This window comes from Streptomyces millisiae, from assembly GCF_031845425.1.
Lineage (GTDB): Bacteria > Actinomycetota > Actinomycetes > Streptomycetales > Streptomycetaceae > Streptomyces > Streptomyces millisiae.
In genome coordinates this window covers 103,255-125,877 of sequence record NZ_JAVREM010000014.1, presented here as the reverse complement: position 1 = coordinate 125,877, position 22,623 = coordinate 103,255, and the positions used below count along the sequence as shown (strand labels likewise).

Annotated in this window: 15 protein-coding genes; 7 read left to right on the top strand and 8 right to left on the bottom strand. The window is 73.0% G+C overall.

Going from position 1 to position 22,623, the window contains the following annotated elements:
- Positions 1 to 823 precede the first annotated feature (823 nt).
- The 4 genes from RNC47_RS14560 to RNC47_RS14545 all read right to left on the bottom strand — a co-directional run bounded on the left by RNC47_RS14560 (position 824) and on the right by RNC47_RS14545 (position 5,640).
- The gene (locus RNC47_RS14560) at positions 824 to 2,251 is read right to left on the bottom strand and encodes a GH1 family beta-glucosidase (protein ID WP_311598925.1); all 1,428 of its coding nucleotides are present in this window, start codon (positions 2,249 to 2,251) and stop codon (positions 824 to 826) included.
- 103 nt (positions 2,252 to 2,354) lie between these two features.
- Positions 2,355 to 3,278, bottom strand: a complete 924-nt coding sequence (locus RNC47_RS14555; protein ID WP_311598923.1) for a carbohydrate ABC transporter permease — start codon at positions 3,276 to 3,278, stop codon at positions 2,355 to 2,357.
- Positions 3,278 to 4,288 carry a carbohydrate ABC transporter permease gene (locus RNC47_RS14550; RefSeq protein WP_311598944.1) on the bottom strand — a complete coding sequence of 337 codons (1,011 nt, stop codon included), beginning with the start codon at positions 4,286 to 4,288 and terminating at the stop codon, positions 3,278 to 3,280. The genes RNC47_RS14555 and RNC47_RS14550 overlap by 1 nt, the downstream gene beginning before the upstream one ends.
- A 29-nt stretch (positions 4,289 to 4,317) precedes the next feature.
- A complete protein-coding gene (locus RNC47_RS14545; RefSeq protein ID WP_311598921.1) occupies positions 4,318 to 5,640 on the bottom strand; it encodes an ABC transporter substrate-binding protein in 1,323 nt (440 codons plus the stop codon).
- A gap of 239 nt (positions 5,641 to 5,879) precedes the next feature.
- Between RNC47_RS14545 and RNC47_RS14540 the strand changes: the two genes are divergently transcribed.
- The 3 genes from RNC47_RS14540 to RNC47_RS14530 all read left to right on the top strand — a co-directional run bounded on the left by RNC47_RS14540 (position 5,880) and on the right by RNC47_RS14530 (position 9,744).
- Positions 5,880 to 6,917, top strand: a complete 1,038-nt coding sequence (locus RNC47_RS14540; RefSeq protein WP_311598920.1) for a LacI family DNA-binding transcriptional regulator — start codon at positions 5,880 to 5,882, stop codon at positions 6,915 to 6,917.
- 224 nt (positions 6,918 to 7,141) lie between these two features.
- Entirely contained in the window at positions 7,142 to 8,638 is a 1,497-nt protein-coding gene (locus RNC47_RS14535) for a cytochrome P450 family protein (RefSeq protein ID WP_311598919.1), read from the top strand.
- Entirely contained in the window at positions 8,623 to 9,744 is a 1,122-nt protein-coding gene (locus RNC47_RS14530) for a cytochrome P450 (RefSeq protein ID WP_311598917.1), read from the top strand. The genes RNC47_RS14535 and RNC47_RS14530 overlap by 16 nt, the downstream gene beginning before the upstream one ends.
- A gap of 36 nt (positions 9,745 to 9,780) precedes the next feature.
- On the opposite strand, the gene RNC47_RS14525 is transcribed toward RNC47_RS14530, so the two are convergent.
- Positions 9,781 to 11,184 (bottom strand): pectate lyase family protein, encoded by a 1,404-nt coding sequence (locus RNC47_RS14525; protein WP_311598915.1) that lies wholly within the window; start codon positions 11,182 to 11,184, stop codon positions 9,781 to 9,783.
- Between the two features lie 163 nt (positions 11,185 to 11,347).
- Here RNC47_RS14525 and RNC47_RS14520 point away from each other — a divergent pair, with 163 nt between their 5' ends.
- Positions 11,348 to 12,364, top strand: a complete 1,017-nt coding sequence (locus tag RNC47_RS14520) for a WD40 repeat domain-containing protein (RefSeq protein ID WP_311598913.1) — start codon at positions 11,348 to 11,350, stop codon at positions 12,362 to 12,364.
- The gene (locus RNC47_RS14515; RefSeq protein ID WP_311598911.1) at positions 12,361 to 14,856 is read left to right on the top strand and encodes a WD40 repeat domain-containing protein; all 2,496 of its coding nucleotides are present in this window, start codon (positions 12,361 to 12,363) and stop codon (positions 14,854 to 14,856) included. The genes RNC47_RS14520 and RNC47_RS14515 overlap by 4 nt, the downstream gene beginning before the upstream one ends.
- Before the next feature lie 80 nt (positions 14,857 to 14,936).
- On the opposite strand, the gene RNC47_RS14510 is transcribed toward RNC47_RS14515, so the two are convergent.
- Entirely contained in the window at positions 14,937 to 16,664 is a 1,728-nt protein-coding gene (locus tag RNC47_RS14510) for a glycoside hydrolase family 6 protein (RefSeq protein WP_394814785.1), read from the bottom strand.
- A 385-nt stretch (positions 16,665 to 17,049) separates the two neighbouring features.
- On the opposite strand from RNC47_RS14510, the gene RNC47_RS14505 reads away from it, so the two are divergent.
- Positions 17,050 to 19,722 carry a glycoside hydrolase family 48 protein gene (locus RNC47_RS14505; RefSeq protein ID WP_311598909.1) on the top strand — a complete coding sequence of 891 codons (2,673 nt, stop codon included), beginning with the start codon at positions 17,050 to 17,052 and terminating at the stop codon, positions 19,720 to 19,722.
- Between the two features lie 162 nt (positions 19,723 to 19,884).
- A complete protein-coding gene (locus RNC47_RS14500) occupies positions 19,885 to 20,721 on the top strand; it encodes an SCO2400 family protein (RefSeq protein ID WP_311598907.1) in 837 nt (278 codons plus the stop codon).
- A gap of 19 nt (positions 20,722 to 20,740) precedes the next feature.
- Here RNC47_RS14500 and RNC47_RS14495 read toward each other — a convergent pair whose 3' ends face one another.
- Both RNC47_RS14495 and RNC47_RS14490 read right to left on the bottom strand, forming a co-directional pair.
- A complete protein-coding gene (locus RNC47_RS14495; RefSeq protein ID WP_311598906.1) occupies positions 20,741 to 21,412 on the bottom strand; it encodes a response regulator transcription factor in 672 nt (223 codons plus the stop codon).
- On the bottom strand, positions 21,403 to 22,623 hold the full coding sequence (locus RNC47_RS14490; RefSeq protein WP_311598904.1) for a sensor histidine kinase: 1,221 nt from the start codon (positions 22,621 to 22,623) through the stop codon (positions 21,403 to 21,405). Before RNC47_RS14490 ends, RNC47_RS14495 begins: the two co-directional genes overlap by 10 nt.

Sequence of the window (22,623 nt, the reverse complement as noted above, 5' to 3'; positions counted from 1 at the left end):
TCCCTGCGGGGCAGCGGCGCCGGCCCCCGCCCGGCCGGCGGAGCCGGCCGACTCGGCCTCCGCGGAGCCGGTGACCGGCGGGTGCCGGGCGGGACTCCGTGCGTGACCGCACGGCCCGCCGGTTGGGCCGGCGTGCTGCCGGCGGGCGACGGACGAGCCTGCTCGCCGCGAACCCATGCCGGCCCGTGTTGCCCGTGCGTCCGCACGCCGCCGACGGGGCCGGTCGGCACCGGCCGGAACCCGTGCGGGCCCCGTCACGCAGCCGGCCAAGCCGGAGTGTTGCTCCGCCCGGGCCATGCCCCGCTGGCTCGGGCGCCAGCCCATACGGCTCGGGCGTCCCCGCCGGCAGCCGGTGACCGGCGGGCTCCGGCCGGAACCGTGCGGGCCCCGCCGCCTGGCCGGCCAGGCCGGCCTGTTGCCCCAGCTGGGCCGCGCCCCGTTGGCTCGGGCGTCAGCCCGCGAACCCGGCGGAGCCGGTCCGCGCCAGCCAGCAACCGCGCCGGTCCGCTCAGCCCGGCCGGCCAGGCCATCGCCGTCGACGAGGCCGTTGGCCCGCGGCGTGCTCGCCGTGGACCCGAGCCGGCCCGGGTTGCCCGCCCGCGCGCCGGTGGTTCGGGCGTCAGCCTGCGAACCCGGCGGAGCCGGTCCGCGCCAGCCAGCAACCGCGCCGGTCCGCTCGGCCCGGCCGGCCAGGCCGTCGCTCAGCCCGGCCGGCGAGGCCGTCCCGTGGCCCCGGGGCCCGGGGGCTACGCTCCCCGGGGACCACGGCTCGGCGCGGGGGGCCGGACACCGATCCGCCCGCGCCGAGGTCCGCCGGCGTCCGTCAGGCGAGTCGGCCCGACGCCGTCACCTCGGCGTACCACCGCGCGCTGGACTTCGGCGTGCGCTTCAGCGTCTCGAAGTCCGTGTGCACGATCCCGAACCGCTTGCTGTAGCCGTACGCCCACTCGAAGTTGTCCATGAGCGACCAGAGGAAGTAGCCCCGCACGTCCGCGCCCTGCCCGAGCGCGTCGTGGATCGCGGACAGGTGGCCGCGCAGGTAGGCGATGCGGTTCGGGTCGTGGACCGCGCCGGAGTCGTCCTGCTTGTCGTCGAACGCCGCGCCGTTCTCCGTGACGTAGAGCGGCAGCCCGGGTGCCTCCCGGCTGAAGCGGAGCAGCAGGTCGGTGAGGCCGGTCGGGTCGATGACCCAGCCCATGTCCGTGCGGTCGCCGGGCGCGAGGTGGAACTCGACCTGCTCGGAGCCGACCCACGGCGAGTGTTCCGAGACGCCGTGCGCGTGGTTGCGCGCCGCCGGGCGGCCCTCGACCGGGGCGGAGACGACGGTCGGCGTGTAGTAGTTCAGGCCGAGGTAGTCGAGCGGCTGGTGGATGGCGGCCTCGTCGCCGTCGCGCACGAAGGACCAGTCGGTGACCCGCGCGGTGTCCCGCTTCAGGTCCTCCGGGTAGCCGCCGTGCAGCAGCGGGTCGGAGAAGATCCTGGTGTGCAGCGCGTCGATCCGCCGCTCCGCGTCCTTGTCCTCGGGGGAGTCGGTGCGCGCCCTGATCACGCCCGGGTTGAGCGAGATGCCGACCTGCGCGTCGCGCGGCAGCACCGAGCGCAGCGCCTGTACCGCCAGGCCGTGGCCGAGGTTGAGGTGGTGCGCCGCCTTCAGCACGGACTCCGGCTCGGTGCGCCCGGGCGCGTGCACGCCGGAGCCGTAGCCGAGGAACGAGCTGCAGAACGGCTCGTTGAGGGTGGCCCAGAGCCGCACCCGGTCGCCCAGCGCCTCGCCGACGATGCGGGCGTACTCGGCGTAGCGCTCGGCGGTGTCCCGCACCGGCCAGCCGCCCGCGTCCTCGAGCTCCTGCGGCAGGTCCCAGTGGTAGAGGGTCAGGGAGGGGGTGATACCCCGTTCGAGCAGGCCGTCCGCGAGCGCCCGGTAGAAGTCGAGCCCGCGCTGGACGGCCGGACCCCGGCCGGTGGGCTGCACCCGCGACCAGGAGACCGAGAAGCGGTACGCGCCGAGCCCGAGCTCGGCCATGAGGTCGAGGTCGTCCTGCCACCGGTGGTAGTGGTCGCAGGCGACGTCGCCGGTGTCCCCGCCCAGCACCTTGCCCGGGGTGCGGGCGAAGGTGTCCCAGATGGACGGGGTGCGCCCGTCCTCGCGTACGGCGCCCTCGATCTGGTAGCTGGCCGTCGCCGAGCCCCAGAGGAAGTCGGAAGGGAAGACCAGAGCCGCGTTGGACTCGGTGGGGTCATTTTCGGTCATGGAAGCGCTCCCATTCTTGCTCGTGGATGAGGGTATCGAATGCCGCGCGTCGGGGGGTGCCCGGACGCCGGCCGGGCGGCGGCCCGGCCGGCGAAGCGGGGGCTCAGCCCTTGAGCGCTCCGTTCATGATGCCGCCGACGATCTGCCGGCCGAACAGCACGAACGCGATCAGCAGCGGCATCGTGGCGAGGAACGCCCCGGCCATGATCACGCCCTGGTCCTGGATGTATCCGCGGCCCAGGTTGGTCAGCGCGACCTGGACCGTGGGGTTCTGCTGGGTCAGCGCGATGATCGGCCAGAAGAACTCGTTCCAGGCCGTGACGAAGGTGAGCATGCCGAGCACGGACATGGCCGGCCGGGCGGCGGGGAAGACCACGTGCCAGACGATCCGCAGGCTGTTGGCGCCGTCCACCCGGGCGGCCTCGACCAGCTCGCTCGGCAGGGCCTGCGCCAGGTACTGCCGCATGAAGAACACGCCGAACGCGCTCACCATCATGGGCAGGATGACCGCCTGCAGTTGGCCGGTCCACTCCAGTTCGGCGATCGCCATGAACATCGGCACCACGGTGAGCTGCGGCGGCACCATCATGGTGCCGATGACCAACAGCATCAGGAAGTTCTTGGCGCGGAACCGGAGTTTGGCGAAGGCGAAGCCGGCCAGCGTCGCGAACAGCACCGTCGAGACGGTGATCGCCCCCGCCACGAACAGCGTGTTGAGCATGGCCGTGCCCATGTTGCCGTCGGTCCAGGCCTGTTCGATGTTCCTGAACAGGCGGCCGCCGAACCAGAAGGGCGGGGTCGGCTCGGCGAGCCGGGCCGTGGTGTGCGACGAGGCGAACATCTGCCACACCAGCGGGTAGAGCGAGCCGATGGTGAAGACGGTCAGGATGGTGTACGTCAGCCAGCCGCCGTGCAGTTGGCGCCCGGCGGTGCCCGCGCGGCGCTCCCTGCGGGAGCGGCGGGCCGCCGGCCGGGCGGCTGCCTCGTCCGCGGCCTCGCTCCTGGTGGTCTCCGTGGTGGTCGCCATCACTCCTCCTCTCCGCCGGCGCGGCCGATCCAGCGGGTGAGCGCCCAGTAGACGAGTCCGATGAGGATCAACAGCAGGAACATCGTCCAGGCGATGGCCGACGCGCGACCGAGGTGCCGGTTGAACCAGCCCATCTGGTACAGGTACAGGCCCAGCGTCTGGTACTGGCCGCTGGCGCCGCCCTCGGCCCCGCCGCCGCCGAACAGCATCGGTTCACCGAAGAGCTGGGTGGCGCCGATCGTCGAGACGACGATGGTGAACAGGATGGTCGGCCGCAGCGACGGCAGCGTGATGTGCCGGAACTGCTGCCAACGCGTCGCCCCGTCGAGCGCGGCGGACTCGTACAGGTCGTTGGGGATGGACTGCATGGCGGCCAGGTAGATCAGCGTGTTGTAGCCGGTCCACCGCCAGATCACGATGGAGGACACCGCGAACTGCGAGGTCCAGGTGCCCGACTGCCAGTCGATGTTGTCGATGCCGACCAGGCCGAGCGCCCAGTTGATCGCGCCGTAGTCGCGGCCGTAGAGCATGGCGAAGACCAGCGCCGCGGCCGCCACCGAGGTGGCGTACGGGGTGAGCATCGCCACCCGGAACAACATGCTGCCGCGCAGCCGGTAGTTGAGCAGGTGGGCGAGCCCGAGCGCCATCAGCAGCTGCGGCACCGTCGAGATGATGCCGATGGTGAACGTGTTCTGCAGCGCGTTCCAGAAGAACTCGTCGTCCCACAGCCGCGTGAAGTTGTCGAAGCCCACCCACTCCATCTCGTTGGGCCGGTTCAGCGACACCTGGTGCAGCGAGGCCCACCCGGTGTACAGCAGCGGGAAGAGGCCGAAGGCCGCGAAGAACAGGAAGAACGGCGAGATGAACGCGTACGGGCTGTACTTGATGTCCCATCGGTAGCGACGGGAGCGGCGCGCGGCCCGCTTGGCCGCCTTGGGATCCTTCTGGCCGGCCGGGCCCTTGGAACCCTGGTCGGCTGTCGTCGTCGGGCGCGGCCTGGCGGTGGTCAGTAGTCATCTACCTGTCCTGGTCGGTCCGCTTATTCCGCGAGCTGGTTGTCCAGCATGCTGACCACGTTCTCCCAGGCGCCGTCCGGCGCTTCGCCCTGCGCGTCGACCTGGACCAGGCCCTGGGTGATGGCCTCCTGGATCTCCAGGTCGTGCGGGCCGATCGGGCTGGAGGGGATCTCCGCGGCGGCGGCCGAGAAGAACTCGCCCATCGGGACGCCCTGGAAGTAGTCGTTGGTGGCGTTGAGCACCTCGGGGAGCTGCTGCGCCTCGGCCGAGCTGGGGAAGCTGCCCCGCTCGACGAAGAGCCTGGCCTGCTGCTCCGGCGCGGTCAACCAGGCGGCCAACTCGACGGCCTCCTCCTGGTGTTCGCTGGCCTGCGGAACCGCGACGAAGGAGCCGCCCCAGTTGGACGGAGCCGGGGACTCGGCGATGTTCCACAGGCCGGCGCCGGCGTCGCCGGCCTGGCCCTGGATGTAGCCGAGCATCCAGGCCGGGCAGGCGGCCAGGGTCGCGAAGGCGCCGTTGGCCATGCCCCGGTTCCACTCGTCCGTGAACTGCTCCAGCTGGCTGGTGAGTCCGCGCTCCGACGCCTCGACGGCGAGGTCCCACGCGTCCGAGACGCCCTGGCTCTCGGCGTAGACGGTCTCGCCGGCCGCGTTGGTGTAGCGCTCCTCGTAGGCGGAGACCACGGCGTTGAACACGCCGGGCGAGCCGTCGACGAAGGAGACGCCCTCCGGTGCCTCGGCCTGGAACTGCTCGCCGACCTCCAGGTAGGACTCCCAGCCGTCGGCGAAGAGTTCGGCCACCTCGGCCGGGTCGGTGGGCAGCCCGGCCTGCTCGAAGTAGTCGGTGCGGTAGCAGATCCCGGTCGGGCCGATGTCGGTGCCGAGTCCGATGAGGCGGCCGTCCGGGTCGGTGGCCTGGTCCAGCTTGAACGGCATGAAGTGGCTCGGGTCCACGTTGTCGAACTCGTTGAAGTCGACCCAGGCGTCGCTGAGTTCCTGCGTCATCTCGGCGATGTTGCCGACTTCGATGGCCTGGATGTCGGCGAGCCCGCTGTTCTGGCTCAGCCGGGTGCGGAGCTGGGCGATGTAGTCGCCGCCGTCCGTGATCGAGTCCTGCTCGATCCTGATGTTCGGGTTCAACTCCATGTATTCGTCGTAGAGTCCGGCCTCCTCGAAGCCGAACTGGCCGAACACGCCCACCCGCAGGGTGATCTGACCGTCCTCGCTCTCCTCACCGTCGCTGGAACACGCGGCGAGCGTCGAGATGGCGAGGGTGGCGGCGACCCCCAGGGTGAGTGCTCTTGTCCTTCGGCGGTGCGGTCGACGTGCGATGGCCTCGTTGCGCATGACGGGTCGTCCTCCTGGCGCACACTGACGTTGCCTTCCCAGCGCTGTGCGGCGTGTGGGGGATGGGGTGCCCTGGGCTCGGAACGTACGGGTTCTGTAGGGTCTCGATGGTATGGGAGCGCTCCCAATCGTGATGGGTTGAAGGGTTCCTGAGCCGTTGCCGGTGTGTCAAGCGGTAGGGCGGATCGTCGGGGATTCCGTGATGTAGTTGGATCCAGGGGTGCAAACGGAGGGATGCGATGGCAGTGGCAAGACGCGGCGCCGGCCGTGACGGGAGGCCGACCCTTGAACAGGTCGCCGCCCGCGCCGGCGTCGGCAGGGGGACCGTCTCCCGGGTGATCAACGGGTCCCCGCGGGTGAGTGACCGCACCCGCGCGGCGGTGGAACAGGCGATCGCGGACCTCGGCTACGTGCCGCACCAGGCGGCCAGGGCCCTGGCCGCCAACCGGTCCAACGCCATCGCCCTGGTGGTGCCGGAGGCCGAGGGGCGGCTCTTCTCGGAGCCGTTCTTCTCGGGGATAATCCGCGGGGTCAGCGCGGAGCTGGCCGACACGGACATCCAGCTGCTGCTGACGCTGATCCGCGCCCCGCGTGAGCGGGCGCGGTTCGCGCAGTACGCGGCGAGCGACCGGGTGGACGGGGTGCTGCTGGTCTCGGTGCACGGGGACGACCCGCTGCCCGACCAGCTGGCCGAGATGGGCCTGCCGGTGGTGATGACCGGTCGCCGCTCGGAGAACGAGCCGGTGCCCTACGTGGACTGCGACAACGTGGGCGGCGCCCAGCTGGCCGTCGAGCACCTGCTCGGCCGCGGCCGTTCCACGGTGGCGACCATCTCCGGGCCGTCCGACATGTACGCGGCGCGGTGCCGGCTCGAAGGCTATCGGGAGGCGCTGCGCGCGGCCGGCAAGGGGCCGGACGACGAGCTGGTCGCCGGGGGCGACTTCACCGAGGAGAGCGGCTACGCGGCGATGCGGGAGCTGCTGCGCCGCCGCCCCGCGCTCGACGCGGTGTTCTGTGCCTCCGACCCGATGGCGATGGGCGCCCGGCGCGCGCTGCGCGAGCTGGGGCGCTCGGTCCCGGGGGACGTGGCGCTGGTCGGCTTCGACGACTCGGCGCTGGCCCGGCACATGGACCCGCCACTGACCAGCGTCCGGCAGCCCACCGAGGGCATGGGCCGGGCGATGACCAGGGCGTTGCTCCAGCTGATCAACGAGGGCGACCAGGACCGCCCCCACCTGCTGCTACCCACGGAGCTGGTGCGCCGCGCCTCCTCCTAGGACTGAAGCCCGCGGCGCACCGCCCGACGACCCGTCAGCCCTCGCGACGCGCGTAGCCCCGCCCGGTGCCGCGCCGACACCCCGTCGCGCCCCGCCCGGTGCCGGCGGCCGGAACTCCGGCCGCCGGCACCGGCGTTGGCGCCGGTCGGAGAGTCACCGACGGGCGATAACGAATCCGTAACCTTCTGTTGCCTCTCCGCTCCGGAAACAGAAGGCTGATCACCGTGTCAGAATCCGACCCGACTTCCGCCCCCACCAACCCGGACGGCGCGCCCTGGCGCGAGCGGACCGCGCCGTGGCCGCTGCGCAGCGCCCCGCTCTACGGTCCCGAGTTCACCCGGGACCCCCTGGCCTACTACGAGACGCTGCGCCGGGACTTCGGGCCCATCGCCCCGGTCACGCTGGACGAGAAGGGCACCTTCCGCGGCTACCTGGTGCTCGACCACGTCTACCAGCTGGAGGTCCTGCGCAACCACGGCCAGGTCTGGGCGCGGGACTCGCGCTGGTACCGCGATCTCGTCGAGGGCACGCTGCCGTTGGACCATCCACTGGTCCCGCAGATCGCCTACCGCCGCCACCGGCTCTACGCGGACGGGGCCGAGCACACCCGCATGGCCGCCGCGGGGAACCAGGCCCTCGGCGAGCTCGACCTGGTCAGGGTCCGCGACCTGATCGAGGCCCTGGCCCACCAGCTGATCGACGCCTTCCTGCCAGGCCCCGAGGACCAGCCCGAGGACGGGGCGGAGAGCGAGGCGCCCGCCGCGCCGGCCGAGGAGCTCAAGGTCGACATCCTGGCCGACTACGCGCTGCCGCTGCCGCTGCTGGTGATGATGCGGCTCGCGGGCATGAACGAGGACAGCGCCCTGGCCACCGGCACCGCCATCCACGAACTGCTCAGCGGCGGCCCCGAGGCCGCGCGCGCCGCGGCCGAGCTGAGCGAGCTGATGGCGGCCCTGGTGGCGGAGAAGCGGGACCGTCCGGGGCCCGACCTCGTCTCCTGGATCCTCCATCACAACCGGGACTCCGGGCTCGACGAGCACGAGTTGCGCGAGGAGGTGTGGCTCCAGATCGTCGTCGGCCGCGGCGCCAGCACCACCTGGACGTGCAACACGCTGCTCGAACTCCTCAGCAACGACGACCTCTACTCGGACGTGCTGGCCAACCGCTGTTCGATGGACGAGGCGATGAACCACGTGATGTGGGTCAACGCCCCCGTCCAGAACCTGTTCGGCTACTGGGCCACCCAGCCCACCAAGCTCGGGCCCTACCGACTCGACCAGGGCGACATGGCGATCGTCAGCCTCGGCTCCTCCGGCATGACGATGCGCGCGGCCGGCCTGGACGTCTCCCGCACCAACAACGCCCACCTCGCGTGGGGCGCGGGCGAGCACGGCTGTCCCGCCCGGGACCTGGGCAGGCTGATCGTCAGGACCGGGCTCGAGGTCCTGTGGGACCGGCTGCCCGGCATCGAACTGGCCGTGCCCAAGGAGGAGCTGACCTGGGACCTGCCGTACATGGCGCGCACCCCCACCGCGCTCCCCGTGACCTTCCCCCGCCCGTCAGCAGAGCCCAAGGACGCCGCCCGATGGACACGCGACACCACTCCGTTCACCTCGAGCCCGCCCCGGCCGACCTCCACGGAGGAGAAGGAGCGGCCCTCAGAGCGGCCGGGCCGGTTGCCCCTGTGGCGCTCCCTGGTGGCGTGGTGGCCAAGGCGGTAACCACCCGCGAGACCGCGTCCCTGGTGATGAGCGACCCGCGGTTCGCCAAGGACATCGAGCACTGGGGCGCCTACCAGCGCGGCGAGATACCGGCGGACTGGCCGCTGCTGTTCATCGTCGAGGGCCGCGGCCTGCTCACCACCGACGGCGAGACCCACCGCCGGCTGCGGCTGCCGGTGCAGCGCGCCATCTCACCGCGCCGCGTCAAGGCGCTGCGGCCGCGCGTCGAGGAGATGGTCGAGCGGCTGCTCGCCGGCCTCGCGGAGCGGCCGGCGGGCGAGGAGACCGACCTGCGCGCCGGGTTCGCGCTGCCGCTCCCGCTCGACGTGATCTGCGACCTGCTCGGCCTCCCCGACGACGGCGACGTCCGACACGAGCTGCACGAACTGTCGGCCGCCGCCATGAACTCGGAGGCCACCGTCGCCGAGGTGAGGGCCACGGTGGCGGAGCGCTTCCCCGCCACGCTCGCCGCGCTCATCGAGCGCAAGCGGGCCGCCGGCGACCGGGACGACCTCACCATGGACCTCGTCGACGCGATGGACGCGGGCGAGCTCAGCGAGGCGGAGGTCCTCGGCAACCTGATCACCACCGTCATCGGCGGCCACGAGACCACGGTCAACCTGATCTGCCACGCGGTGCGCGGGCTGCTCACCCACCCCGAGGCCATGGCCGCCGTCCGGGCCCGCGAGAGCGCCGGCGAGGACCCCTGGCCCGACGTGGTGGAGGAGGCGCTGCGGTGGGAGTCGCCCACCCGCCACATCATGTTCCGCTACGCCACGGAGGACGTGACCGTGCCGGGCGGGGCGGTGATCCACGCCGGCGAGGCGGTGCTCGTCCCGATCGCCGCGATCCAGCGCTGCCCGTTCACCTTCCCCGACCCGGACACCTTCCGGCCCGGCCGCCCGGAGGCCGGCCGGCACATCGCGTTCGGCGTCGGCGCCCACCGCTGCCCGGGCGCGCCGCTCGCCAGGCTGGAGGCCGAGATAGCGCTGCGGCGACTGTTCGCCGCCTTCCCCGACCTCACCCTGGTCGACCGGCCGCCCGTGCGGGTCCCGTCGCTGGGGATCAACGGCCACCAGGAGCTGCCGGTGGTGCTGCGCGGCTGAGCCGCCCCGCGTCGTGGCCCTGGGGCCTCCCCCCGCTCACCAGGGCCACGGCACGGCGACGCGGCCCGCGCCGGCCAGGGCCAGCACCGTGGCACGCACCGCGCGCGGGTCGCGCTGCGGCCGGTAGTCGTACACGTCGGCCGGGGCCCAGCCCACGTCGGTGGTGAACTCGCGCAGCGCCCACTCGGGCGGCTCGGGCGTGGCCCGCGCCTCGGCGGCCCTGACCTCGAACTGCCGCCTGGCCACGGCGTTCAGGTCGGTCGGCCGGTCGCGGAACCAGGAGCCCCGGTCGAGGAACTGGTGCCCGTTGAGGTTGGCGAGCGCCAACTCGGCCGAGGCGCCGGGGCCCGTGTAGTCGAAGGCGTTGTACTCCGACACGACCATCGACTCGAGACCGACACCGATCCCGTAGTGCATCGGGTAGTCGGGGTCGTCGGTCGAGCCGGTGAAGTAGTTGTTGTAGACGTGCACCTGGCCGAACCGCACCCGCGGGCTGCGCTGCGCGCTGTCGGCGAACAGGTTGTGGTGGAAGGTGATCCGCAGCCGGCCCCGGTCCCGGTCGCCGCGGCCGTCGCCCGAGCCCACCAGCATCGTCTTGGAGTGGTCGGTGAAGCGGCTGTAGGAGACGGTCACGAGGTCGGTGCCGTCCTCCATGTCGAGCAGCCCGTCGTGCCGTTCGACCGGCTCGCCGTGGAAGCCGGTGGGCGCCTCGCCGTTGGGGAACCGCCCGTCGGAGAACGTGCAGTGGTCGATCCAGATGTTGGCGCCCGTGATCACCGACAGCGCGTCGAACCTGGCGTTCCACGCGCCCTGCTCGCCGTCCCACGGATCCCAGGACGGGAAGTGGTCGACGGGCGCCTCGAGTTCGAGGTTGCGCACGATGATGTTGCGCCCGGTGTTGATCGACAGGTTGACGCCGAGCAGCCGGGCGTCCCGGCCCAGCCCGAGCAGCGTCGTGTTGCTCGGCACCGTCAGCTGGATCTGCCGCTTCTGGGCGTTCGACCCCGTGGTGCGCAGCCGCCGTTGTTCGCCGCACCACGGGTGGCGGGAGTCGCTCCACTCCGTGCCCTCGGGCCCGAAGCAGGCCATGTACCGCTCCAGGTCCCAGCCCGGCGCGTAGTCCCCCGCCTCCAACAGCCGGCCGTCGTCCGCCTCGTTGCCGAAGATCGCGCCGCGCACCAGGATCACCTTGGGCGCCGCGGGATCCCCGTCGTTGGCCAGCGCCTCGGCCAACTCGGCGCGGCTGGAGACCACATGGACGCTGTCCGGCGCGGCGCCCGCGCCGCCGGTGGTGCCCGCGCCGGCCGTCGCCCAACCGGTCGGCGCGCCCACGTCCAGGGCGGCGCTCGCGGTCGGGTCGGTCGGGGCGGCCGGGGTGCGTGGTTCGGCGGCCGCCGCCGGGCCCGCGCCGAGCGCCAACACGAAGGCGAGCGCGGCCACCAAGGGCGTCCCTCCAGGGTTCTTTCGCATACGCCACTGTCGTCGCCGGCCCCCGGAAGGTTGCCGCCGACCGCGAGCCGGACGCCGCGCCTTGGCGATTCCGTTGCCAGAAGGTTGCCGAACGCCGCCCGTACGGTCGGCGGCGCGGTCTAAGGTCCCTGCCATGGCAGTTCGGCACCTCTGCGAACCAGGGGACTTGGACACCCGACGCCCGCTGCCCGGGCGACCGGCCCACGCGCAGCGCGTGGCCGCCGTCGCGGCGAGCGACGGGCTGCGCCGCGTCGCCGTCGCCACCACCGCCCCCTGGTTCCACGGCCTCGGTGAACTCCTCGTCCTCGACACCGAGTCGGGCGGTCCGCCGCTGCGGCTGCCGCCCGCCGTCCGGCGCCCCCACCCGGGCCTGGTCCGCGACCTGCTGCTCACCCCGGACGGCGGCGCGCTCACCGTCGCCCTCAGCGGTACCGAGGAACAGCACGTCGGCCAACTCGCCCACTGGACACTCGACGGGCCGGCCGAACGCTGGCGCCGCTCCCTCGGCCGCGCCCGGGACGCCGGGCACGGCGACTGCCTCCGGCCCCAACTGGCCGCCAGCGCCGACGGATCCACCCTCGCCTGCGCCGACCGCTGCCGGCACGCCGTGCTCGCCCTCGCCGCCGCGGACGGCCGCCGGCTGACCGACCCGCCGGCCAACGCCGGCAGCCCCGCCGTCGCCCTCGACCCCGCCGGCGGCCGGCTCGCCTACCCGGCGCAGGGCGGCATCGCCGTGCTCGACCTCGCCACCGGCCACACCGAGGCCAGGACCACCGGCCTCGACTGGTGCGGCGGCCTCGCGTTCAGCCCGGACAGCTCCACCCTCGCCGTCGTCGGCGAGGCGGACGGCGCCGCCATGGCGGTGCTGATCGTGCCCGGCCGCGGCATCGTCGACCGCCGCGCCCTCGGCCCGCTGCCGGGCGACGCGCGCCGCCAGATCCTCCGCCCCGTCTGGGGGGCCGCCGGCGCCCGGGCCGCCGTCAGGACCGGCCGCACCGTCACCGTCTGGGACCTGCTCACCGCCCGCCCGCTGCACGCCGTGCCGGACCTCGGCCGCTCCACCGCCTGGAGCCTCGCCACCGACGGCCGCGCCCTGGTCGTCGCCACCACCACCGAGATCCGCGCCCACGTTCTGGAGCCCAGCGCATGACCGCGGCCCCCCGCGCCGACCCCGCCGAGATCCGCGCGCTGCTCGCCGCCCGCCCCGACCACGCCGGCTGGCAGCGGCTCTGCGCCCTGCTCGAACAGCTCACCCCCGACGAACTCGCCGAACTCACCCCCGAGGTGCTGCGCTGGCCCGCCGCCCAGCGCCCCATGCCCGACCACTGGTGGGCCCAGTGGGTCGGCGGCGACCCCCGCCCCCACCACGCGCTCGCCGGCACCCGCCGGCTGGGCCGCCTCGACAGCGTGGAGACCGGCACCGTGCCGGCGCCCGTCGCCGAGGACTGGGACGAGGAACGGACCGAGAACCCCGACGGGGAACCCGCCGAGGACTGGCCGGACGCCGGGTTCGAAGAAGGGTTCGAAGAAGGAGGGGACGACGGCTCCGCCGGGGACCCCGACGGCGTTCCCCCCGACGGCGCGTACTTCTACAACGGCGTCACCGCCGTCGCCGCCCCGCCCGGGCTGCGCTGGCTCGCGCTCGCCGCCGCCGCCGAATGGCACCACGACGGCGGCGACATCGTCCGCTGGGACACCACGCGCGACGCCCCCCTCGTCCGCTACCTCGACGGCGGCGACTACCACGACGAGGCATACGACCTCCAGGTCAGCCCCGACGGCCAGACCGTCGTCACCGCCGTCGAGGGCGGCTGGCGCGCCTGGTCGGCCCGCACCGGCGAGCCGCTGTGGCGCATCGTCCCCCGCCTGGCGTCCGCCGGACCCGACGCCGGCGCCGCCAAGACCGACGAGGGCTGCCTCAGCATGGACGACCTGGTGCGCTTCGCCTTCTCCGCCGACAGCCGACGGCTGGCCGTCGGCACCGGCGGCTCCGACGTCGTCGCCGTCGTCGAGACCGCCACCGGACGGGTGCTGCTGCGCGTCCCCGAGGGCGAGGACGCCTTCGGCCCGGTCGCCCTCGACGCCACGGGCCGGCTGCTGCTGCACGCCGCGCCCGCCGGCCGGGTCGTGCTGCGCGCGGTCACCGACGGCACCGTGCTGGCCACCGCCGACACCGGGCTCACCACCGTGACCGCCCTCGCCTTCGCCCCCGACGGCAGCGCCGCCATCGCCGTCGGCGGCGCGGTCGGCGGCGCCCCGGAGAGCGCCGGGATCGCCGTCGCCGCCCACCCCGCCGCCCGCCTCCTCGACCTGCGCGACACCACCCTCACCCCCGGCCGGCTGCTGCGCCCCACCGGATTCACCGAGGGCGTCGACGCCGACTCGCCCACCGCCGCCATCACCGCACGCGCCGTCTGGACCGCCGCCGGACCGTACGCCTTCGTCGGCACCGACTTCGGCTCCCTCCTCTTCGACGGCCAGGGACGCACCCTGTGGGCCGACCCCGCCGGCGCGATGGCCGCCTTCACCCCCGACGGCCGCGCGCTCGTCGTGGTCCAGGAGGAGATCGACGCCTGGTTCCTCGCCGGCTGCGCCCCGCCCGCCGACGCCGCCCCACCCGGCGGCGACCCGGGCCCAGGACAGGTGCTGCTCACCGGCCTCCCCGACGACCTCCCCTGCTCCTACCAGCCCGTCAGGGACGCGGCCGTCGCCGACGACGCCCGTGCCCTCGTCTACTCCGCCGCCCTCGACCGGCGGTCCGGCGAGCGCCCGCTGGTGCTGGTCCGCCCCCGGGCCGACGGCGGCCCGCCCGAGATCGGCCGGCTGCCGGCCGTCCCGGGCGCCGCCCATCTGGCGGGCCTCGCCTTCGGACCGCGCGGCGACGTCGTCGCGCGCGGCCTGCTCGGGGACCAACCCTGCCTGGTGCTCGACGAGATCGCGGGCGGCACGCGGCGCTGGCGCCGGGAGCTGCCGCCCACCACCCCGAACGCCGAGGAGCGGCTGCGGCTCGCCTTCAGCGCGGACGGCTCCCGCCTGGTGCTCGCCTCGCACGCCGCCGCCCGACTGGTCGTGCTCGACGCCGAGACCGGCGGCAAGGTCTTCGTGCTCACCGAGCGCGGCGGCCCGCTCGACCAGGCGGCGCTCGACGCCTCGGGCGAACGGGTGGCGTGCGGGCTGCGCGCCGGCGCCACGCGTCTGGTGGTGCGGGACGTGGCCAGCGGAAAAACGTTGCTGCGCGCGGATCCAGAACAGCTGCGCTGGATCACCGGCCTCGCCTTCGCGCCCGACGGCTCGGCCCTGGCCCTCGCCGGCTCGACGCTGCGCGGCCACGCGGCGCTGTGGCTGCTGCCGCTCACCGCGGACGGCACGGGCGGCCGCCGCCGCGCCATCCCCCGGATCGCCGTCCGCGACCTGCCGATGCACGACCACTCCGACGGCGCCCTGGTCTGGACGGCCACCGGCCCCCGCGCCTACTTCCCGGGCAGCCACGGCCGCGGCGCCGTCTGGGACGCGGCCACCGACAGGGTGCTCGCCGAGCTCCCCTTCGCCGCGACCGAGGCGGGCGTCGCCCTGTCCCCGGACGGCGAGACGCTGGTCACCGTCACCCAGTTCGGCGCCAGGCGCTGGCCGCTGGACGCGTAGCGCACGCACGACGCGGCGGAGGGGCCGGGGTGGCGTCCCGGCCCCTCCGCCTTCAAGGGTGGATCGGTGTTCCTACCGGCTTACAGGGGCGGGTAGGCGTTGGCCATCAGCTGCTGGAACTGCGCGGAGAACCAGTGGCCGGAGAGCGGGGCGTTGGGCAGCGCGCCCGAGTCGTTGAAGTTGTTGCGGGCGTTGCCCTCGTAGGTCGGGTCGCACATCCGGTCGAAGCCCTTGCCCTCGTCGTTGGGGATCTCCCGGCTGGCGCCGTCGGACTCACCCGGGGGCTTGATCCAGACATAGGCGTCGATGCCGGAGGCGGGGGCGGCGGTCGGACGCGCGCCGAGTCCGGCGCCGGCCTGGTTGCACCAGTTGCCGACGTGGATCCGGCCGTCGACCCGGCTGCCCTCGACGTAGGCGTTCACGTCGGTGCGCGGGCCGGGCCCGGTGGCCCTGTCGGGGCCGCCCCAGCCGTTGCGGGAGGTGTCGATCAGCATGCCGATCCCCGAGCGGAACCCGTTGCCGACCAGCTCCTGGCGGAATGCCTGCGCGAAGGACTGGTTGTCGACGTAGCGGTTCCAGTCCACCCAGGTCGACTGCCGCACGGACGTGCCGTTGACGGAGTCGTTGATGGAGTAGTGCGGCTCGGTCGTCGGCCCGTAGTTGGCGGTGTTGACGATGAAGCCGTGCACGTCGTCGACCGTCGCCTGACCGTGGGTGGCGGTCTGGTAGAAGAGGTCGGCGGAGGCCCCGAAGTTGTCGTCCCAGCCGATCCAGCCGTAGTGGCCGGCATCGATGTAGTTGTAGACGTTCGGGATGGCCCCGAGCTCGGAGAGGGCGTAGGAGACCCCCTCGACGTAGTTGCCGTTGGCCCGCATCGTGTCGCACTGCGGCGTCGCGGTGGCCCGCGGGGTCACGTTCGTCACCAGGTTCGGCAGCGAGTCGATCTCGATCACGGTGACGATGCGCAGATCGGCGTAGGCCGGGTCGGCGAGGATGTCGGCGATGACGTCGATGTACTCGCTCTTGTAGCGGTTGATCTCCGTCGGGCCCAGCTCGCCGTTGGAGGCGAGCGCGGCGCAGTCGCGGCCCGGCAGGTTGTAGATCACGACCTGGAAGACGAAGTCGTCACCGCCCGCCTGCTCCACGGCCTCGTCGAGGTGGTCGCGCAGGCCCATGCCGCCGTTGACCCCGTTGATGGCCGCGATCCGGTCCAGCCAGACACCGGTGGGCTGGTTCGCGATCCGGCTGCCGCCGGGCTCGGCGGCGGCGCGGGCCGACCACTCCGGGTTCACGTACACGTCGGCGCCGACGTACGGGTTGTCCACCCGGGTGCCGGGATCGCCCGGGTTACCGGGGTCGCCCGGGCCGCCGGGGGTGCCGTTGCAGGCGATGCCGTTGACGGAGAAGCTGGTCGGGGCGGTGTTGGTGCCCGAGTAGTTGAAGTTCGCCGAGGCGGTCACCGAACTGCCGGGCGCGATACGGGCGTTCCAGCCCGCGTCACGGACCGTGACGTTCTGCCCGGACTGCGACCAGGTGCCGTTCCAGCCGGACTGGAGCCGCTGGTTGCCCGAGTAGGCGTAGGTGAGGGTCCAGTTGGTGGTGGCCGTGTCACCGACGTTGTTGATCGTGACGTTGGCGGTGAAGCCCGAACCCCAGTCGTTCGCGGAGTAGTTGACGGAGCAGCCGAAGGCGGCGGCCGAGGCCGTCCCCTGCATGAGACCCCCGGTGCCCAGCGCCGCGGCGGCGAGCAGCCCCGCGGTGAACAGGGCGCCGCGTCTGTGACGGGGTGGGGGGTTGGTGCGGCTCATCGAGATCCTTTCGGTGGTTGCGGTGTCCGATGCCGTGCTTGCCGGGCGTCCCAGCGACCGGTATGACGCCCGTCCCCGGCGTCCGACCCTTGGAAGCGCTCCCACTCTTTGAAGGGAAGGTAGCGCCCGTCCGCCTCGTTCGCCAGAGTTCTGTTCAAGAATTGTGTTGGGTTGATGACCAGACATCGCAGCAAAGTCAAGGAAGTCACCTCGCTTACATGACCTCGCGTCAAAGGTCTTGACGCGTACTCGTCGCGGTCACATTCTTGGGAGCGCTCCCACTCTTTGCGTCCACTTGGCACTTTCTCTTGTGCCACACCCGCCACCACCGGCACCACAGACACCGTCCTCACCCCCCGACGAGCCGCAAGGAGGGACCGCTGTCATGCGGGTTCGCAGACGAGCACCAGCAGGGGCGCCGCCCCCATCCGAGGTCAGACGTCGGCGCGCCGCACGGCGCGGGCGCCTGGCCGCCCTGGTCGCGCTGGCGCTGCCGCTGGCCATGACGGCCGGGCTGAGCAACAGCGGCGACGTGCAGGCGGCGGCCGCCACCTGCAGCGTCGACTACACGGCGAACGACTGGGGCTCCGGCTTCACCGCCAACGTCACCATCCACAACCAGTCCACCTCGGCGATCAGCGGGTGGACACTGTCCTACGCCTACGCCGGCAACCAGCGCCTCCAGCAGGGCTGGAACGGCCGGTGGTCGCAGTCGGGGCAGACGGTGACGGTCACCAACGAGTCGTTCAACTCGACGATTCCGGCGGGCGGTTCCACCTCCGCCGGCGCCAACTTCAGCTACTCGGGCAGCAACACCGCGCCGACCACCTTCACGCTCAACGGCACGGTGTGCGGTGAGGACCCGGCGGAGCAGGCGGCCGTGGTCGCCACGCCCAGCTCGTTGGCCATCCAGCCGGGCCAGACCGGGACCTTCGGCATCCGGCTGAACACCCAGCCCACCTCGAACGTCACGGTCAACGTCGCCCGCACCAGCGGCAACACCGGGCTGACCATCTCGGGCGCGGCCAGCAGGACCTTCACGCCGTCCAACTGGAACATCACCCAGAACATCACCATCGCCGCCGCGGCCACCGGCAGTGGCTCGGCGGTCTTCACGGCGTCGGCCACCGGCCACACCCCGGCCACCGTCACCGCGACCCAACTGGGCCAGGCGGACGGCGAGAACGAGCAGCGTTTCCTCGACCTCTACGACGAGATCAAGGATCCGGCGAACGGGTACTTCTCCGACGAGGGGATTCCGTACCACTCGGTGGAGACCCTGCTCGTCGAGGCGCCGGACCACGGTCACGAGACCACGTCCGAGGCCTACTCCTACCTGATCTGGCTGGAGGCCCAGTACGGCCGGGTGACCGGCGACTGGAGCCCCTTCAACGAGGCCTGGGGGATCATGGAGGAGTGGATGATCCCGGAGGCGAGCGAGCAGCCGACGACCAGCTTCTACAACGCCTCGTCACCCGCGACCTACGCCCCGGAGTCCACCAACCCGGCGAACTACCCGGCCCGTCTCGACCCGAGCGTGTCCGTCGGCCAGGACCCGTTGGCGGCCGAGCTGCGGTCGGCGTACGGGACGAGTGACATCTACGGGATGCACTGGATCCAGGACGTGGACGACGTCTACGGCTACGGCGACGTCTGCGGTGGCACCAGCGGCGACCCGACCTTCATCAACACCTTCCAGCGCGGCCCGCAGGAGTCCACCTGGGAGACCGTCCCCCAGCCCTCGTGCGAGGACTTCTCCTACGGCGGCCCCAACGGCTACCTGGACCTGTTCACCGGGGACAACTCCTACGCCCGGCAGTGGCGTTACACCAACGCCCCGGACGCCGACGCCCGCGCGGTCCAGGCCGCCTACTGGGCCAACCAGTGGGCCACGGAGCAGGGTAGGGCCTCGGCGGTCTCGGCCACGGTGGACAAGGCGTCCCGGATGGGCGACTACCTGCGCTACTCGCAGTACGACAAGTACTTCAAGCGAGTCGGCAACTGTGTCGGGGCGACCTCCTGCCCCGCCGGCAGTGGGAAGAACAGCGCGCACCGGCTGCTCGGCTGGTACTACGCCTGGGGCGGCGCGCTGGACACCTCGGCCGGCTGGTCCTGGCGGATCGGCTCCAGCTCCGCGCACTTCGGCTACCAGAACCCCATGGCCGCCTACGCGCTGAGCACCGACCCGGCGCTCATCCCGAACTCCCCGACGGCCGACGACGACTGGGCCGCCAGCCTGGACCGGCAGGTGGAGTTCTACCGGTGGCTGCAGTCCGCGGAGGGCGCGATCGCCGGTGGCGCGACGAACAGCTGGGAGGGCCACTACGCCACCCCGCCGTCCGGCACCCCGACGTTCTACGGCATGTACTACGACCCGCAGCCGGTCTACCACGACCCGCCGTCCAACCAGTGGTTCGGCATGCAGGCCTGGTCCATGCAGCGACTCGCTGAGTACTACTACGAGTCCGACGACCAGCTCGCCGGCCAGGTCCTCGACAAGTGGGTCGACTGGGTCCTCGGTGAGGTGACCATCGGCACCGGCGGCAACTACCGCATCCCGTCGACGCTCTCCTGGTCGGGCGCGCCCGACACGTGGAACGCGTCCAACCCGGGCGCGAACAACAACCTCCACGTCCGCGTCACCGAGTACACCCAGGACGTCGGCGTCACCGGCTCCCTCGCCAACGCGCTCTCCTACTACGCCGCCGCCACCGGCGACACCGCCGCCCAGCAGACGGCCGCCGGCCTGCTGGACGCGCTGTGGGAGAACTCGGACGGCATGGGCATCTCGGTGCCCGAGACCCGGCGCGACTACAACCGGTTCGACGACGAGATCTACATCCCCAGCGGCTGGCACGGCGTCATGCCCAACGGGGACGAGATCGAGCCCGGCTCCACCTTCGAGTCGATCCGCACCTTCTACCACAACGACCCCGACTGGCCGCAGGTCCAGGCATACCTGAACGGCGGCTCCGCGCCGACGTTCACGTACCACCGCTTCTGGGCCCAGGCCGACATCGCCATCGCGCTCTCGACCTACTCGGACCTCTTCGAGTAGCGGGTCGCGACAGCCGGTCGGCGATCGGCGGAGCAAGTCATCAGCAACACGGACAGACCGGAGCCCCGGGGCGGTCCCGCCCCGGGGCTCCGCCGTGTCCGAAACCACAGCCCCGCTATCGTGTTCGCCACCCCACACGGTCCATGGCAGAACGGGGAGAACATGGACTACTGCACGACCTGCCGCCGGCACCTCAACGGCGCGCTGATATGCCCGGGTTGCGGAGAACTGACCGACAACGCGACCAAGCACCACGACGAGACCGACGGCACGGCGGCCCTGCCGGAGGTCGCCGCCGGCCAGGACGCCGTCGTCGTCCACCACGACGCCCCCCGCCACGACGCCCCCCACGACGCCCCCCACGGTGACCAGCATGGCGACCACCCCGGTGACCACCGTGCTGACCGGCGCGGCGACGAGGCGGCGACCGCCGCGGCGGCGGCCGGGGAGACGGCCGGGGAGACGGCCGGGCAACTCGTGCCGGTCCCGGGCGGACGGCGCGCCGCCCACCGTGCCGTCCGGCGCAACGGCCGGCGCCGCTATCTGCTGGCCGCGGTGCTCGGCGTCGCGGTGCTGGGCGTCACGGTGGCCGAGGTCGGCGACGTCGGACTGCCGCCGGCGCTCAACCCCATCGGCTCCGGACGCGAGTCGGAGGCGGCGGACACCCCGACCACCCCGGAGGCCACCGCGGAGGCGAGCGAGTCCGCCGACGCCCCGGTCGAGCAGGTGACGGACTCCGCGTCGACCGACCCCGAGGAGAGCCCGTCGGACGCCGAGTCCACCGAGGAGTCGCCCGAGGAGACCACGCAGCCCCCGGTCGAGGAGGAGGGCTCCATCGAGACCTCCGCCGCGCCCACCACCTCGGCGCCCGACCCCGAGACCTCGGGGCCCACCGACCCCGAGCCCGACTCGCCCTCGCCCAGTGAGCCGGGGGAGCCGGAACCGGAGGAGCCGGAACCGAGCCCCACCGAGGACGACTGCTGGTGGATCTTCTGCTGACCGCCCCTCAACCCCCCGATCAGGCCCGCAGATAGGCCAGCACGGCCAGCACCCGGCGGTGGCTCTCACCGTCCACGCGCAGGTCGAGCTTCTGCAGGATGCTGCTCACGTGCTTGTTCACGGCGGCCTCCGTCACCTGCAGCGCCCGCGCGATCGCGGCGTTGGACAGCCCCTCGGCCATCCGGGCCAGGACCTCACGCTCCCGAGGGGTGAGGCGGCGCAGCGGATCGTGCCTGCGGTGCAGGAGCTGCCGGACGACCTCCGGATCCATGACGGTGGCGCCGCGCGCCACCCGGGCGACGGCCTCGGCGAACTCGGCGACCGCGCTCACCCGGTCCTTGAGCAGGTAGCCGAGGCCGCTGTCGCCGCCGAGGTCGAGCAGGTGGGCGGCGTAGGACTGCTCGATGTACTGGCTGAGCAGCAGGATCGGCAGGTCGGGACGGTCCTCGCGGAGCACGCGGGCGGCGCGCAGACCGTCGTCCCCGTGGTCCGGCGGCATGCGGACATCGGTCACCACGATGTCGGGGTGGTGCGCGCGGGCCGCGGAGAGCAGCGCGTCGGCGTCGCCCACGGCGGCCACCACCTGGTGGCCGAAGCGGGCGAGCACCCCCACGATCCCGTCGCGCAGCAGCGGCGAGTCCTCCGCGACGACGACGGTGAGCGGCGCGCTCGACGGGGAGGTCAGCGACACGGGAGCTCCACATGGAGGAGGGTGGGGCCGCCGGCCGGGCTGGATATGCGCAGCCGGCCGTCGGCGGCGGCGACGCGGTCGGCGAGGCCGACCAGCCCGCTCCCGCCGGCCGGATCGGCGCCGCCGACGCCGTCGTCGGTGACCGAGAGCACCAGGGTGTCGGCGCGGAGCCGGCCGTGCACCTCGGCCGCGGCCGCCCCGCTGTGCTTGGTGACGTTGGCCAGCGCCTCGGCGACGACGAAGTAGGCGGTGCTCTCCACCGCCGTCGGCAGGCGGTGCGGCAGCGCTATGTCGACGGCGACGGGGGTGGGTGAGCGGGTGGTGAGGTTGGCGACGGCCGCCGCCAGGCCCTGGTCGGTGAGCGCCTTGGGGTGGACGCCCTGGCTGAGCTCCCGCAACTCGCCCACGGCCTGCGTCAGCTCGCGCTGCGCGGTGGTCAACTGCCGGACGACCTGGGAGTCGGGCGGGGCGTCGAGCAGGGCCATGCCGAGCATCACGTTGACCGAGACGAGCCGCTGCTGGGCGCCGTCGTGCAGGTCGCGCTCGATGCGGCGGCGCTCGGCGTCGAAGGCGTCGACCAGGCGGGCCCGCGACGCGCGCACCTCCCGCAGCTCCCGGCCGAGCTCGCCGTCGCGCGGGGCCAGGATCAGCCGGGTCAGCGCCGCCCTGGCGCCGGCCCAGGCGGTGATCGTGTACGGCGCGGACGGCAGCATGGCGAGGCCCACCAGCACCCACGGCCAGGCGCCCGGGTCGTCGACGGGGGAGAGCGCCACCAGCACCGGCAGGACCAGTGCGAAGCCGAGGACCAGCACGTCCATCCACCACAGCGCGGTGAGCGAGACGGCGGTGAAGCCCAGCTCACGCCAGGTCGCCGGCTCGCGCAGCCGCGTCTCCAGCCAGGCGCGGAGCCCGGGCCGCGGCGGCGGCCGATGCGGGTCGGGCGCCGGGTCGGCGTCGACGAGGCGGAGCCGCCAGCGCTCGACCCGGGCCACGAGGATGCCGGAGAGGGCCACGGCGAGCAGCGGCACGATCCCGACGAGCAGCAGCAGCGAGGCGGCGCCGACCAGGGCGGTGACCAGCAGGACGACCGAGGTCAGCGCCCCGAACGCGACGCCCGAGAGCAGATAGCCGAGGGCCCGCCAGGGCCAGACGGAAGCGAGGAACCCCAGCGGGCGCTGGGCGAGCGCCTGCCAGGCCGTGCGGTGTTGCAT